Below are 14,331 nucleotides of genomic sequence, written 5' to 3' on the forward strand. Positions count from 1 at the left end.
GGGATCCCTTTAAGTTCCATGGTTATTTAAATCTGTGGGAGATTTTAATGTATTTACAACGTTATCGCACTCATTTTTTAAACAATTATGAGCGAGTTTTAACGGTGCTTGAATAAATTGCCCTTGTGACGCATCACAGTGCAATTCGTTCAGTTTGTGATAAGTTGCCTCATCTTCAACGTGACAAGCAATCACTTTTATACCAAGACCGTGGCAAATTTGTGTCACAGCCTGGATAAAATAGTTATTGTCAGGATTTTGCATTAAATCGCGCACATAACTGCCGTCTAATTTAATGAAATCGACATTCAGCCCACGTAAGTACTTAAACGAGCTAAAACTGACACCAAAGCGTTCAATACACAGTTTTATACCGTGTGTTTTAAATAGATTGATATTATTTGTTGCGCCATTAATGTTATCAAGTAGCGCTGTTTCATTGACTTCAAAATAAAGCTCAGTCATATATGGTTTTGCATCACGCATAAATTGGCTTAACCAAGTACTGAAATGGGCACTGTGCAAAGACTGGCGGCTAATATTAACTGCAACAGGTTTATCAAGCCCATTTTTAGAGAGCTCACCCAAAGCCATAATAATTTTTTTATCCAGTTCTTCAGTTAAATCAAGGCGTTCAGCCATCGCAAAAAGCGGGGCGTTGGCAATTAACTCATTTTGATAACTAAAACGGGCAAACAATTCATTATAAATAATGGCGGTACTGTTAGCTGCTTTAACTGGCTGATACGAAAATTCAACTTCACCCGTGGCTAAAATATCATTAATGAGTTGTTTCCATTGCTGTAAGCCAAGTGATGGTATTGTTTGTTCACTACCAGCTTGAAAGCTAGTTGCGCTGACAGCTTGACCAAGATTAGCGGCATCGGTAGTAGCAAGCGTATCTAAACGGGCCAGTAACTCAGTAAGGGTATCTTGTTCGCTATAGCCCGTGACAACCACACTGCCAAAACCATTTGGATAACGGCTAGATGAAAGTGACTGCAGTGATTCATGCACCAATTGTACTTGATCTAAACACAGCTCAAGATTGTGGGGCAGGGTAAAAATAAAGCTGCCGCCCGCAATACGATAAATTTTATTGCCGGATATGTTTTTAAAACTATTTTTTAAAATTTCAACTGCTTCAAGTACATAAGCATCACCTGCTTGATAACCAAAATCACGGTTAACGCTTTGCAAAGACGCCAAACTCACTAAACCAATCGTATGGCTTGATGTATTGGCCTGATGGTGCTCGGCTAAATCGTGTAAATCTAATTTAAATTGGCTTTCAAAGGCACGGCGATTACCAAGAGCCGTGAGTTTATCTAAATACGCATCACGGGTTAGGTTTTCGGCGTGTTTAGTCATCGAATCAAAGGTTTTTTGTACGTTTACAACCATGGCATTAATTGCGCCTGCCAATACATTGACTTCTTTTGTCCAATAGGTAGCAGGATTATGTACAAATTGTTTGCGACTCACGGCATCGGCTTGTTCAGTTACTGTATGTAATGGTTTTAAAACCGCACGTAAAATGAAGTGGGCAATAATTAAACTGACAATTAAAATAACTAAAGAACTTAAAAAAGCACGCTGTGCGTATTGCCACAGCTGTAAATACGATACACCCGGGTGGCTTGTGACATATAAAGTCCCAGCAATTTGCCAACCGTCATTTACTTCAGATGAACCGGTTGGAGGCGTAAGCTCAAATGCATGCATAAACCACGCAGGCACAGACTCAACGGTTTGTGGGTTTTCGCGATTTAACTTAACTTGACCTTCTTGGGTCACAAAGCGCATTGATTGGTAATAACCTGAGTCAAAAATGGCCGACATCATGGTATCGGCAATCACTAGATTTTCGTCGTCCATATAAGGTGAAATCGATAACCCTAAACTGGTCGCGGCATCTTGTGAATGGCTGGCCATTTGGTCATTTAAATAATCACGAGTGTGGTCAACATTCATTAATAAGCGAACAGTAAACGACACCACAGTTAAAAAGATAACAAGCGCATAAAGTTGCACGCTTAGGCTAATTCCTCGGCCATTAAAGTTTGGCATAATCAGGTCCTTTCGAATTGACTTTATCTATGGTGTTCATTTCACCGTTTTCGATCCGTTTCGTTAGGCTATCCCAAGCAGAATTTCCTCTGGAGTTTTCTACTTTTTTGCCTAACCCTTTTGCTTTTGCCATCCACAAACCTTGGCCGTTAAAACTGTAAATTGGTTTTAAATCTCGGCGTTTATCAGCTGATTTTATACGCGGGTCAAAGTTATCCAGCACCAACGGAATACTATTAGGTTGCTCAAAATAAATAAGCACCATATGAGGTTCATTAACGGTGAGTTGGCGTACATACATCAAACGCATTTTTTCTTCGGGGACACCAAGCGAAAGCAGGGTAAAAAATTTACCAATGGCGTAATCTTCACAATCACCACTACCAACCCCTAACATTTCAACCGGGCTGGCCCAATAATCGTTTTTACCCCAAAGTGGTAAATCATTTTGATAGCGAATTTGTTTATTAAAAAAAGTATTCACTTTGTTGAGCTGATTCCATTCATTGTCACTGCCAGATTCATTAACTAGCGCTAACCATTGTTTTACGCGGTTGAGACCCGCATCACCATACACTGCATTTACTTTGTTTAGCACAGCATCTGTGGCCAGCACATCAGCAAGACGCGACGCCAAAACACAAAACGAAACAATAATGAGTAAAAATACAAGTAAGTGACGAAACAAATGCGCAGCCTTTGGCCAATCCCTATGCGGCGCTATGATAACTGATAGCGGCCAAAAACGACACAAAAAACTGGTACTAATTACTGAGCAAAAGTTTAAAACATCTGGCTTGGACTTGCATTTTCATCACTTTAACGCATAAATAGGCACTTTATTAGGCCAAAATAACTCAGTTTGAGCCAAATAGAGCGACAAAAAAAGGTAACAGCACATGATAAATCAGTCACTTAAAAAGGATGTAAGATGAAGTATTTAGTCACGGGCGCAGCGGGATTTATTGGCAGTTTTGTCGCTGAGCGCTTATGTGAAATGGGACACCAAGTTATTGGGCTTGATAATTTAAATGATTATTACGATCCTGCCTTAAAGTTAGCGCGGTTAAAACGGATTGAACACTTTGCTAATTTTACCTTTATTAAAATGGACTTAGCCGACAGAGACGCCATTGCAGCGCTATTTGCTCGCGCACAATTTGACTGCGTTATTCATTTAGCCGCGCAAGCAGGGGTGCGTTATTCAATCGATAACCCAATGGCCTATATTGATTCAAACTTGGTTGGCATGGCAACGGTTCTCGAAGGATGCAGGCACAACAAAGTGCAGCACTTAGTGTATGCGTCATCAAGTTCTGTTTATGGCGCCAATACGAAAGTGCCTTTTGCCGAAAGCGACCAAGTCGACCACCCAGTCTCACTTTATGCCGCGACTAAAAAATCAAACGAGCTGATGGCCCATACTTATAGCCATTTGTATCAACTACCGACCACCGGATTACGTTTTTTTACTGTGTATGGCCCGTGGGGACGCCCCGATATGGCACCGTTTTTATTTACCGACGCCATTGCCCATCAGCGGCCAATAAAAGTATTTAACCATGGCAACATGCGCCGCGACTTTACCTATATAGACGATATAGTCGAAGGCGTGATTCGAATTCAAGCGCTTATTCCAGCGCCAAATAAAGTCGAACTAAACAAAGAGTTAAATGAAGAGCTAAGTAAAGGAACAACCCAGCAAAGTCGGTCACCTTATTACCAACTTTATAATATTGGTAATAACCAACCCGAAACGTTAGAGCACTTTATTAGCTGTATCGAAACCGCATTAGGTAAAAAAGCCATTAAAGAGTATTTACCAATGCAAGCGGGCGATGTAATACAAACTTATGCCGATGTCAGTTCCCTTGAAAGCGCAATTGATTTTAAACCCAATACCACACTTGCCGACGGCATTAGCCAATTTGTAAATTGGTATACTGATTTTTATAAACCCAGCGGATTTTAAATTCACGGCTCATTCGTAGGTGCAAGCCAGCTTGCTTGGTAGATAAAACCTTCCCGCGCCATTTGGCCGTTTTAAACGATTCGCTGGCAGGCCATCACCTACGATTGAAGCGGAATGGTTTTTCACGTAGGTGCAAGCCTGCTTGCGAAGGAAGATGTAATCTTCCCGCTTTTTAAACATAGCCATTCGGTCGTTTCGAAAGATTTGCCGATGGGCCATCTTAAAAGATTCGCAAATCGGCCATCTTAAAAGATTTGCTGGCAGGCCATCACCTACGGGTGTTATCAATATGCTTGTCTGATATGCGTTATAACGATTTTTTGGTTATGGCAAATATTTACAATTCCAAAAAGGGTAATTTTGCACTGAATCGATGATCCCGGCTCGCAACGGGTTGGCAATGATGTATCTGGCTTGATGATATAAATCTTGTTCGCTTCGAATCTGATGCTCGTAATAATAACGTTGCCAAATGGTATGTTTTTGTTGGTATTTTAGGTTTATTTTTCGTGTAACCAAGGATTTAAATCGTTGGACAATGAGTGGCAATGGCTCATTGTTTTGTAATTGAATTAACCAATGTAAATGGTCTGGCATTAAGACATATGCAATTGTTTTGGTTCGATTGTTGTGATCGTTTTCGTACATGGTTTTGATGGCGATATGCGCATTGTCAAATTGGTTGAACCACGGTGTTCGGTTATCGGTGCACAAGGTGATGGCATAATAAGCGTCAGGTATTGATTGTCTGTATTTGCGCAGGTTTTGATACATGATGAAGTCCATTTCATGTTTTGTTTCAAGATAGGCCAGATATTTTGTCAATGCAAAATAGGTTCAAGTTGGTTTTTCACGTAGGTGCAAGCCTGCTTGCTTGGTCGATGAAACCTTCCTGCTTTTATGTTTATGGTTTAGACAGAACCAACGGCAAGCCGTTGGAAAAGACTTAAACGGCAAGCCATCTTAAAAGATTCGCTGGCAGGCTATCACCTACGATTGAACTGAAATGGTTGTTTTATGTAGGAGCAACAACAATGTTCTCAGGTTCTTTTTTAAATCCAGTTCGATAAGGTGTTTACAATCCTAGCCCAAAAAGTATAAATTGCGACAAACCAAGCACTTGTAACACACTGAAATATCAAACCACTAGCCAAGTGATTATTCTGTGGCGGTGGTCAAAAATAATAAGGAATAAAATGAAAGTTACATTTTACGGTATTGGGTATGTAGGATTAGTGCAAGCAACGGTACTTGCCGACGCAGGTCACGATGTATGTTGTGTTGATATTAACGAAACCCGCATCGAAAACCTTAAAAAAGGCATTATTCCTATTTATGAGCCGGGCTTAACGCCACTGGTTGAAAAAAACTTTGCCGAAGGGCGCTTAACTTTTACCACCGACGCCGAGTTTGGTGTTAATTTTGGTGATTTACAGTTTATAGCTGTGGGCACACCGCCAGACGAAGACGGCTCAGCCGATTTACAATACGTATTAAAAGTGGCCGAAACCATTGCCACCCACATGACATCACCAAAAGTGATTATTGATAAATCAACAGTGCCAGTTGGCACAGCCGACAAAGTACGTGCTAAAGCGCAACAAGTGCTTGATAGCCGTGGCTCAGATTTAACTTTTGCCGTGGTATCAAACCCAGAATTTTTAAAAGAAGGCGCGGCAGTGAATGACTGTAAACGCCCAGACCGTATAGTAATTGGTACCGACAGCGCCGATGCCGAAGAACTAATGCGCGAACTGTACGCACCCTTTAACCGTAATCACGAAAAAATCATCGTGATGGACATTAAAAGTGCCGAGCTCACCAAATACGCCGCTAACTGTATGCTCGCGACCAAAATCAGCTTTATGAACGAAATGGCTAATATTGCCGAGCGCGTAGGGGCCGACATTGAACACGTACGCCAAGGCATCGGCTCAGATTCACGCATTGGTTTTCAGTTTATTTACCCAGGCTGTGGTTATGGCGGCTCGTGTTTTCCAAAAGACGTGCAAGCCTTAGTGCGCACGGCCGACGGCATTGGTTATGAGTCACAAATTTTAAAAGCGGTAGAAGCAGTCAACTATGCGCAAAAAAATAAACTGTTTGAATACATTACTAAACATTTCGGTAAAGATTTAAGCGGTAAAACCTTTGCATTATGGGGCTTAAGCTTTAAACCTAATACCGACGATATGCGCGAAGCACCAAGCCGCGTATTGATGGAACAACTGTGGGCCGCAGGCGCAAAAGTGCAAGCCTATGACCCCGAAGCAATGGAAGAAACCCAGCGCATTTATGGCTCACGCCCAGATTTAAGCCTAATGGGCACCAAAGAATCAGCCCTTAATGGCGCCGATGCACTGATTATTTGCACTGAATGGCAAAATTTCAGAGCGCCAGATTTCGATTTAATTAAATCGCAATTAAACGAAGCGGTTGTGTTTGATGGCCGTAATTTATTTGAACCAACGCGCATGACTAAAAAAGCAATTAAGTACTACAGCATTGGCCGTGGTTTATCGGTAACTGGAGAGTAATGAATGAAATATCTGGTAACGGGCGCAGCAGGTTTTATTGGTAACTTCGTCAGTGAGCGTTTATGTGCAATGGGCCACCAAGTAATTGGCCTTGATAACCTAAATGATTATTACGACCCAGCATTAAAGTTAGCTCGCTTAAAACGTCTTGAGCACTTCACTAATTTTACGTTTGTTAAAATGGATTTAGCTGACCGCGAAGCAATCGCTAACTTGTTTGCAACTGAGCAATTTGAGCGAGTGATCCATTTAGCTGCGCAAGCGGGCGTTCGTTACTCGATAGAAAACCCAATGGCCTATATTGATTCAAACCTAGTAGGTATGGCCACTATTTTAGAAGGTTGCCGTCATAACAAAGTGCAACATTTGGTTTATGCCTCATCAAGTTCAGTATATGGCGCAAATACTAAAATCCCTTTTGCTGAAGAAGATAGAGTCGATTATCCAGTATCGCTTTACGCTGCAACTAAAAAATCGAACGAATTAATGGCCCACACTTATAGCCATTTATATTCGTTGCCAACCACCGGGCTGCGCTTTTTTACTGTGTATGGCCCGTGGGGTCGCCCCGATATGGCACCGTTTTTATTTACTGACGCCATCGCCAACGATAAGCCAATTAAAGTATTTAATAACGGTAAAATGCAACGCGACTTTACTTATATTGACGATATTGTCGAAGGTATTATTCGTATTCAAGATGTAATACCTGCGCCAAATAAACAGGCAGATAATAAGCAAGCAGTTAATAAAGCCGAAGGCTCACCTTTTTATAAGCTTTATAATATTGGCAATAATCAACCAGTAGAACTTGAGCAGTTTATAACCTGTATCGAAAATGCATTAGGTAAAAAAGCCATAAAACAATATTTACCAATGCAAGATGGTGATGTAGTGCGCACATTTGCTGACGTTAGTGGTTTAGAAAGCGAAATAGGCTTTAAACCGAATACTGATCTGCAAAGTGGGATTAATAGTTTTGTGCAATGGTATATTAAGTAATAGTCATGAGTAAATTTAATTTTGTTAGTGATTATAATGCTTATGTCACTTTTTATAAATATAAAAGCCCATTACCTATATTTCAAGTATTTATGACGCCAGGTTTTTTGCTTTTAATATTATATAGGTTTTATTCTTCAATTTATTGTCTTGGAGGTATATTTCGTTTTTTAGGTAGGTTACTTTGGTTGTTAACATATTTTTTATTTGGTTGTGACATTAATCCTCGATGTAAAATTTACGGCACATTAATAATGCCGCACCCAGTCGGTATCGTACTTGGCGAGGGGGTTGTATTAGATGGTTGTAATGTGATTTATCAAAATGTGACATTAGGAGTAAACCGAGGTCATTATCCACATTTAAAAAATGTAACAGTTTATACATCAGCAGTAGTGTGTGGTGATGTAAAATTAGAAGATGAAATAATACCAGCCCTCAGCAAAATACTGAAAAATAAATAATTATTAAGGTGTAAAGTGAGTTTTATAAGGAAAAATAATAAGCCAGTAGATAAAGCGTTATTGCTTTTCAGTTTTATCTTAATAGTTTTTTATAGTTTGTTGAGGTTTATTCAAAGTGGAACTTTAATAGTATGGTCATTTATACCTGTAATGTTACTTGGTGTAATATTTTTGTATGAAAATCTTCACACTTTAAATAATAGAGAAAACATATTTTCTGCATTATCTATTTTCTTGGCTTTTGGTTTTACTTTTTTTTATGTTGTTCCTTTTAATCAAATCATTTGGGATTATTGGCCTAGCATTCTTAATAATGAAGGAATGAAAGAATGGGTAGGGTTATGGGCAATCCTTTGTATAGTTGGTTTTTTTCTTGTTGTTGTTGGTTTTAAATCAACACGCGTAAAGATAAAAAGTAACTTAAGTTATCATATTAATACTAAAAAAATGCACATCCCATTTTTAATTGGTATTTTTTTCTGTTTGTTATGCCAAGTTATAGTTTTAATAAAGCTAGGTGGGTATTCAGGTTATTTAAATTCATATGAAATGAGATTAGAGGGTTCTATTCAAAATTATAATCCATATGCAGGTTTTGGTTTCTTATTTACTTTCTCCGAATCGTTACCTAATTTAATAGCTATATATATTGTGCTGTTGATCAAAGATAAAGAATGGTCTAAAAGTGTCAAAGTATTATTATGTCTCATAGTATTTTTATTTCTACTTAATATGCTTTTTGGTGGTTTGAGAGGAAGTAGGAGCACGACAATTTGGTCTTTATTTTGGTTTATTGTTATTTACCACAACAATATAAAGAAATTGAACTTAAAATTACTGATAGGCTTGGGCGCTGGTTTTTTCCTTTTTATGACGACCTATAGTTTATATAAATTCGGTGGTATTGAAGGAGTTCAAGGACTTTGGGATAAGGATATTAAGGCTCAGGTTTTTGAGCATAAATACATTGAAGACTCTGAAAAATTTGCGCTGGTCAGGGATGCTGGAAGAACAGATGTACAGTCCTTTATAATAAAAACATATTGGAATGAAGATTATCCATTATCTTATGGTAGAACTTTAGTTGCTGGGGCGCTTTCATTTGTACCTAGTTTTTTATTGCCTAATAAACCAGTAACAGCAATAAAAGAAAAAACAGGAATTTTTTGGAGTGATTATAGTTTTACAGAAACGAATTACACTACATTATTAGCTGGTGGATACGGGGAGTTTATAATCAACTTTGGTATATTATTTGGTCTGGTGTTTTTTTATATATTTGGAGTTTTAATCTCTTATATAGATGGTTTCTGTAGAGCTTTACCTAAAGATGGGATTTTCAATCTTCTATCTCCTATATTTATACTTTTATCAATTCAGATGCTTATGTCGGATAGTAATGTAATTTCTCAGTTTTTATTTAGATTTATAACTATTCCATTAATTGTTTTATATTTTTGCCCGAAGTTAGTTAAAAATAATAATTAACTTAATAGATAATGCTAGGTGTTTCATATGATCGTTTTACATTCTTACAGTACTAAAAATAGTGGTGATGGGTTACTTGTTGACTTAACAAAAGAAGTTGCCTTAGAAGCCAACTTAGGCCCAGTAAGTAAATTAGTTTCGTTGGATAAAAGTTCTTTTAATGGTTTTGATTCTATATATGAACCTGAAATTATTAATAAAGGCTTTTTCGGTAAATTAAAATATGGAATAAAGAGTTTAATAAATGTTTATCTCAAAATTGATCTATTTAGAGGTTATTTACCTGATGACTCTAATGAACCTATAATTGCCGTTGGTGGCGGCTATATGCGTGGAAGAACAAAACTTGAAAGCCTAAAAACTTTTCTAGCGCATGTTCCTCAATTAATCTGGGCGAGTAGGCAGAATAAAGCTGTGACAATTTATTTGCCTCAGAGTATTGGCCCTTTTAATGGACCTTTAAGAAAATTAATAAAAAATAGAATGAAGCAGTTAGATGTGATTTTTGCACGAGATGACTTAACAGTTAAAGAGTTACAACTTGATAATGTTGTTCGAGTACCAGACTTAGCTGTTCAAGAACTTGCTATGCAGTATAGTAAGTCAAAGCACCAGATAAATTTTGATAAAGTTTACCTAATCGCACGTGCTGTTAAAGTACCAGGGGAAGAAAATTATATTTCAAAGTTAATTGAGTTAAAAAAACTAATACCAAATCTAGAGCCTCTAATACAAAGTGAAGGTAGAGGTAATAATGATATTAGCTTTTATCAAAAATTAGGTTGGTCAGGTCCTTTACGTAAAGTGAAAGACGTTTTGAATGACCCTCAAAACAGAGGTGTCGTAATCTCTGTTAGACTTCATGGCTCTTTACAAAGCATGATATCAGGTTGTCCTTCAATCCATTTATCCTATGAGAGAAAGGGTTTCGGTGCATTTTCTGATTTAGGTGTTTCAGAATATTGCCACGGTTTTAAAAGTTTTAATCCAAAGTTAATAGAAAAACAGGTAAACGCATTAAAATCTGATGCTACTGATTATTGGAATAGCATAAATATGAATGTAGGATCTGTGTTAGAAAAAAGAAAGCTAATGATTAATACAATTAAAACCGCAAGAAACAGGTATCAATAATGAAAGCTTTAGTTGTTTTTGATGGGCGCTTTTATAATAACTCAGGGTTACCATCTTCTTACCATTTAACTTACGACTTATTTACTAAAAGATATTTAACAGAGTTTGATAGTGTAACAGTTGTTGGGCGGTTGTTTAATAAACCAGATGATGGCGCGCAATCAGTAATAGGTAATAATGCAACATTTATTGGTATACCTGGTTATGTTGGGCCTAAGCAATTTTTATTTAAGCTGCCATCTATTTTAAAATTATTATGGAATATTGACCTAAAAAATACAGCCGTTTTTCTCAGAACCCCTGGTACTATACCTTTTATTTTTTCATTAATCTTATTTGTAAAGAGAAAAAAGTTTGCTGTTGAAGTTGTCGCTGACCCACATGATCAGTTAAGTAAAGGATCGGTTGAACATCCAATTCGAATGATTTTTCAGAAATTGTACTCATACTTTTTGAAATGGCAATGCAGAAAAGCAATAGGTGCTGCGTATGTAACTAAATCGGCTTTACAGAAAAGGTATCCACCAAAAAGTGATTTAACCACTAATTATACAAGTTTAAATCTTGGCAATGAATGGTTTGTAAAAGAACCGAAGTTATATGATAAATTAGATACAATAAATTTATTGAATGTCGGCATGATGGTACAGCTTTATAAAGCACAAGATGTGATATTGAAAACTATTTCCATACTAAAGGAACGTAATATAAATTGTTTTGTTACGTTTGTTGGTGATGGTGAATATAGAGCTTTTCTCGAAAATCTAGCTGTAAAGCTTAATATTAAAAACCAAGTGAAATTTGTTGGAAAAGTATCTGATAGGGAATTATTACAAAAATATTATGATGATTCTGATATTTTTATTTTACCATCACGACAAGAAGGCCTACCCAGAGTGATGATTGAAGCTATGAGTCGTGCCCTTCCTTGTATTGGCACTGATGTTGGTGGTATTTCAGAGTTAATCAATCAGAGTTTTATTATTGCAGTCGATGATCCAGAAGGTTTGGCTGAAAGGATTGAGTACTTTATTAATAATCCAAATATAATGGAATTAGAATCAAAAAGAAATTTACTAACTTCTGAAAATTATAAAGGTGAGATGATTCAAAAAAGAAGAAATTCTTTTTATCAAGGGGTCAAGGAAAGAAATTATGAAGACTAAGGTTTTACACTTATCTTTATCTCATGGTGGTGGGATAATAAGTGCACTAGAAACTTATATAATAAATAGTCCATTATCAGACCATTATTTGGTTGCTGCGAATGATGATTCTTGTCAAATTAACATTTCAAATCCTAAAAATTTAGTTAACACTTATATTATTAATCTAAATTTCAAAGGAATCTTAAGCTTATATGAAATTTATAAACAAATTAAGCCAACTCACATACATTTACATTCTTCAATTGCTGGAGTAGTTGGTAGATTAATTTTTCCATTTTTTAAGAATGTTATCTATACACCTCATTGTTATGCATTTGAACGAACAGACATTAGCAAAATCAAAAGATGTTTCTTTTATTTTGCTGAGCGATTACTTGCTTTAAAGCCAACAACAGTTGCAGGCTGTTCTCCTCGTGAAGTTACATTGGGTAATGAACTTGCATTTAAAGTTTTTAAAAAGAAAATAAGTAATATATTCTTAACAAATTATTCTAGTATCACTCACAAATGGCAGAATCCTAATAACTCAATAAAAAGAGTCATTATGATTGGTAGAATTTGCCCCCAGAAGGATGCAAACTTCTTTATACAAACTTTTAAGCAACTGCAGCTATTGGATAGTTCAATTAAATTTTATTGGATTGGCAATGGTGCAGATAATGATATAAATAAGTTGCTTCTTAATGGCATTACTTGTAGTGGCTGGCTCTCTAGGGAGGAATTAGTCGATGAAGTTTTGAATAGTGATTTGTATTTTCATTGTGCTGCATGGGAGGGTAATCCAATGTCAGTTCTTGAGGTTTCTCGCATGGAAATGCCGATAGTTGGAAGAAAAATACCTTCTCTTGAATCTATTGGATTAAAACAATTATCAACAACGCCTGAGGGCTGCGCTCAATTAATATATAAACATTTTAATAATAAAGATAGTTTAGCTAACTCTGAATTTGTAAAAGTCAATGAACTATGTTCTGAGAAAAATCAGATGGAAGCACTTAAAGTAATTTATAGTATTAAAGATAATGAACTTCATTAAAAAATTACTCAGCACTTTCATAGGGGTTGGTAGTAACGCAATTTACCAAGTTCTACTACTTTCATTAGTTAGCAAGTTTTATACGATTGAAGAGCTTGGTGCCTATGCCTTTTTCTTTTCTATATCAACGGTAGTATTTTTTTTTACTAATGTTGGTTTTAGACAGGTAATAATAACAAGTTCTAAATATAACGATGTAGCACAATATTTGAAACTTAGAATTATACTTTCGACTATTTCATTTTTAGTTTTGCTGATTTTTGGTTTGATATTTAATCCTGATTATATCTTATTATCTGTTTTGATATCTTTTATTAAGTTTATTGAATCAGTTAGTGAGATTGGGTATGCTAAATTCCAAAAACATCAAAATCATAATTTTCAATCTAAAATTTTATTTTTTAAAAGTTTACTCTCTGCTTTTTTAGTTTATTCTTTTACAAAGTTAACCTTTGGATTGAATTCTTTACTTTTGGCTATTTCACTTTTGCATATATTTATTATTTTAATGTATGAACTGCCAAAGTTAAGGGTTTATTCCAAGGTTGGGCTATTTTCAGAATTTTTAACCTGTAAAAAAACTGATTTAGAGCTTGTTAAGTTCGCGCTGCCACTTGGTGTAGGTTTGTTTTTGATTAATCTTAACTTGAACTTATCTAGAATAATGAGCGGTGTTTTTCTTAGTGATCTAGACACGGCTATTTTGGCTGCATCATTACAGTTGTCTTTGTCATTTGCACCAGTTATTACTGGTTTTACGCAAGTTCTTTTACCTAAATTTACCTACTTTATTAAAAAGGGACTTATTAAGAAGCTTATTTTCTACTTTATAAGCCTTACGTTATTGTTTTCTTTTACTTCACTATTTATGTTAATTTTAACTGATTTATATGGGGGCGTAATTTTAAATTTTATTTATAACCCTGAAATAGGTCAATATCAGAGTATTTTCTTAATTTGTTTGTTGGCAGTCTCTTTTAATTATATATCAGCTTTGTCTAATGCTTTACTTACTGCTTTTGAAAAATTTAAATTACAACGAAATATAATGATTTTTTGTATTATTATTAATTCAATTATGATGCTTTTATTTGTAGATACCTATGGGCTTTTGGCTTTAGCATGGTCATTTGCTTTCACATCATTATTACGAATGTTTTTACTGTATTTTTATGCTTTCTCGGCGTTAAAAAATGGAATTTAATCGATGTTCAATTAAATATATACTTATTGTATTTATAAGTACGGTATTTTGAAATGCACCTCTAAACTAATGTCATCTGCACCTATAATTTCTTGATTACCAAGCTAACTTCATTATTAAGTAAATCTCAGCTCTAGATAAGTGATTTCTCCACATAACTAATTAGAAGTCAATATCTAATGGTTCATCTCTGACCAGAGAATCCCAATGCTGATTGGCGCATCAATAGGCAAACTATTAACCGTTAATCCTGTA

Annotated in this window: 12 protein-coding genes; 9 read left to right on the forward strand and 3 right to left on the reverse strand. The window is 36.0% G+C overall.

The window, feature by feature from the left end; translation table 11 throughout:
- Positions 1-9: 9 nt before the first annotated feature.
- Together PTUN_RS07735 and PTUN_RS07740 are read right to left on the reverse strand one after the other, a co-directional pair.
- Positions 10-2,070: a bifunctional diguanylate cyclase/phosphodiesterase gene (locus PTUN_RS07735; RefSeq protein WP_009839668.1), complete on the reverse strand. Its 2,061-nt coding sequence runs from the start codon at positions 2,068-2,070 to the stop codon at positions 10-12.
- Positions 2,057-2,758 (reverse strand): transglutaminase-like cysteine peptidase, encoded by a 702-nt coding sequence (locus PTUN_RS07740; RefSeq protein WP_009839669.1) that lies wholly within the window; start codon positions 2,756-2,758, stop codon positions 2,057-2,059. Before PTUN_RS07740 ends, PTUN_RS07735 begins: the two co-directional genes overlap by 14 nt.
- Before the next feature lie 243 nt (positions 2,759-3,001).
- On the opposite strand from PTUN_RS07740, the gene PTUN_RS07745 reads away from it, so the two are divergent.
- The gene (locus PTUN_RS07745; protein ID WP_009839670.1) at positions 3,002-4,042 is read left to right on the forward strand and encodes an NAD-dependent epimerase; all 1,041 of its coding nucleotides are present in this window, start codon (positions 3,002-3,004) and stop codon (positions 4,040-4,042) included.
- Positions 4,043-4,366: 324 nt separating this feature from the next.
- Here the strand turns inward: PTUN_RS07745 and PTUN_RS07750 are convergent, their stop codons facing one another.
- Positions 4,367-4,816, reverse strand: a complete 450-nt coding sequence (locus PTUN_RS07750; protein WP_009839671.1) for an REP-associated tyrosine transposase — start codon at positions 4,814-4,816, stop codon at positions 4,367-4,369.
- Between the two features lie 422 nt (positions 4,817-5,238).
- Between PTUN_RS07750 and PTUN_RS07755 the strand changes: the two genes are divergently transcribed.
- From PTUN_RS07755 to PTUN_RS07790, 8 genes are read left to right on the forward strand one after another with little or no spacing between them, the layout of a single operon-like run.
- Complete coding sequence (locus tag PTUN_RS07755; RefSeq protein WP_096035243.1) at positions 5,239-6,579, forward strand: UDP-glucose dehydrogenase family protein; 1,341 nt, start codon at positions 5,239-5,241, stop codon at positions 6,577-6,579.
- A 3-nt stretch (positions 6,580-6,582) separates the two neighbouring features.
- Positions 6,583-7,581 carry an NAD-dependent epimerase gene (locus PTUN_RS07760; RefSeq protein WP_009839677.1) on the forward strand — a complete coding sequence of 333 codons (999 nt, stop codon included), beginning with the start codon at positions 6,583-6,585 and terminating at the stop codon, positions 7,579-7,581.
- A gap of 5 nt (positions 7,582-7,586) precedes the next feature.
- On the forward strand, positions 7,587-8,045 hold the full coding sequence (locus tag PTUN_RS07765) for a hypothetical protein (RefSeq protein ID WP_009839678.1): 459 nt from the start codon (positions 7,587-7,589) through the stop codon (positions 8,043-8,045).
- A gap of 15 nt (positions 8,046-8,060) precedes the next feature.
- On the forward strand, positions 8,061-9,533 hold the full coding sequence (locus PTUN_RS07770) for an O-antigen polymerase (protein ID WP_009839679.1): 1,473 nt from the start codon (positions 8,061-8,063) through the stop codon (positions 9,531-9,533).
- A 27-nt stretch (positions 9,534-9,560) separates the two neighbouring features.
- Entirely contained in the window at positions 9,561-10,667 is a 1,107-nt protein-coding gene (locus tag PTUN_RS07775) for a polysaccharide pyruvyl transferase family protein (protein ID WP_009839680.1), read from the forward strand.
- Positions 10,667-11,833, forward strand: coding sequence for a glycosyltransferase (locus PTUN_RS07780; protein ID WP_009839681.1), 1,167 nt, complete (start codon positions 10,667-10,669; stop codon positions 11,831-11,833). The genes PTUN_RS07775 and PTUN_RS07780 overlap by 1 nt, the downstream gene beginning before the upstream one ends.
- Positions 11,823-12,872 carry a glycosyltransferase gene (locus PTUN_RS07785; protein ID WP_009839682.1) on the forward strand — a complete coding sequence of 350 codons (1,050 nt, stop codon included), beginning with the start codon at positions 11,823-11,825 and terminating at the stop codon, positions 12,870-12,872. The genes PTUN_RS07780 and PTUN_RS07785 overlap by 11 nt, the downstream gene beginning before the upstream one ends.
- The gene (locus PTUN_RS07790; RefSeq protein ID WP_009839683.1) at positions 12,859-14,076 is read left to right on the forward strand and encodes an MATE family efflux transporter; all 1,218 of its coding nucleotides are present in this window, start codon (positions 12,859-12,861) and stop codon (positions 14,074-14,076) included. Before PTUN_RS07785 ends, PTUN_RS07790 begins: the two co-directional genes overlap by 14 nt.
- Positions 14,077-14,331 lie beyond the last annotated feature (255 nt).

The sequence above is a fragment of the Pseudoalteromonas tunicata genome, assembly GCF_002310815.1.
Classification (GTDB): Bacteria; Pseudomonadota; Gammaproteobacteria; order Enterobacterales; family Alteromonadaceae; genus Pseudoalteromonas; species Pseudoalteromonas tunicata.

Excerpts from the sequence above, each read along its gene's own strand:
- PTUN_RS07735 (WP_009839668.1), bottom strand. The coding sequence starts at position 2,070 with ATGCCAAACTTTAATGGCCGAGGAATTAGCCTAAGCGTGCAACTTTAT.
- PTUN_RS07745 (WP_009839670.1), top strand. The coding sequence starts at position 3,002 with ATGAAGTATTTAGTCACGGGCGCAGCGGGATTTATTGGCAGTTTTGTC.
- PTUN_RS07750 (WP_009839671.1), bottom strand. The coding sequence starts at position 4,816 with ATGTATCAAAACCTGCGCAAATACAGACAATCAATACCTGACGCTTAT.
- PTUN_RS07755 (WP_096035243.1), top strand. The coding sequence starts at position 5,239 with ATGAAAGTTACATTTTACGGTATTGGGTATGTAGGATTAGTGCAAGCA.
- PTUN_RS07760 (WP_009839677.1), top strand. The coding sequence starts at position 6,583 with ATGAAATATCTGGTAACGGGCGCAGCAGGTTTTATTGGTAACTTCGTC.
- PTUN_RS07765 (WP_009839678.1), top strand. The coding sequence starts at position 7,587 with ATGAGTAAATTTAATTTTGTTAGTGATTATAATGCTTATGTCACTTTT.
- PTUN_RS07775 (WP_009839680.1), top strand. The coding sequence starts at position 9,561 with ATGATCGTTTTACATTCTTACAGTACTAAAAATAGTGGTGATGGGTTA.
- PTUN_RS07780 (WP_009839681.1), top strand. The coding sequence starts at position 10,667 with ATGAAAGCTTTAGTTGTTTTTGATGGGCGCTTTTATAATAACTCAGGG.
- PTUN_RS07785 (WP_009839682.1), top strand. The coding sequence starts at position 11,823 with ATGAAGACTAAGGTTTTACACTTATCTTTATCTCATGGTGGTGGGATA.
- PTUN_RS07790 (WP_009839683.1), top strand. The coding sequence starts at position 12,859 with ATGAACTTCATTAAAAAATTACTCAGCACTTTCATAGGGGTTGGTAGT.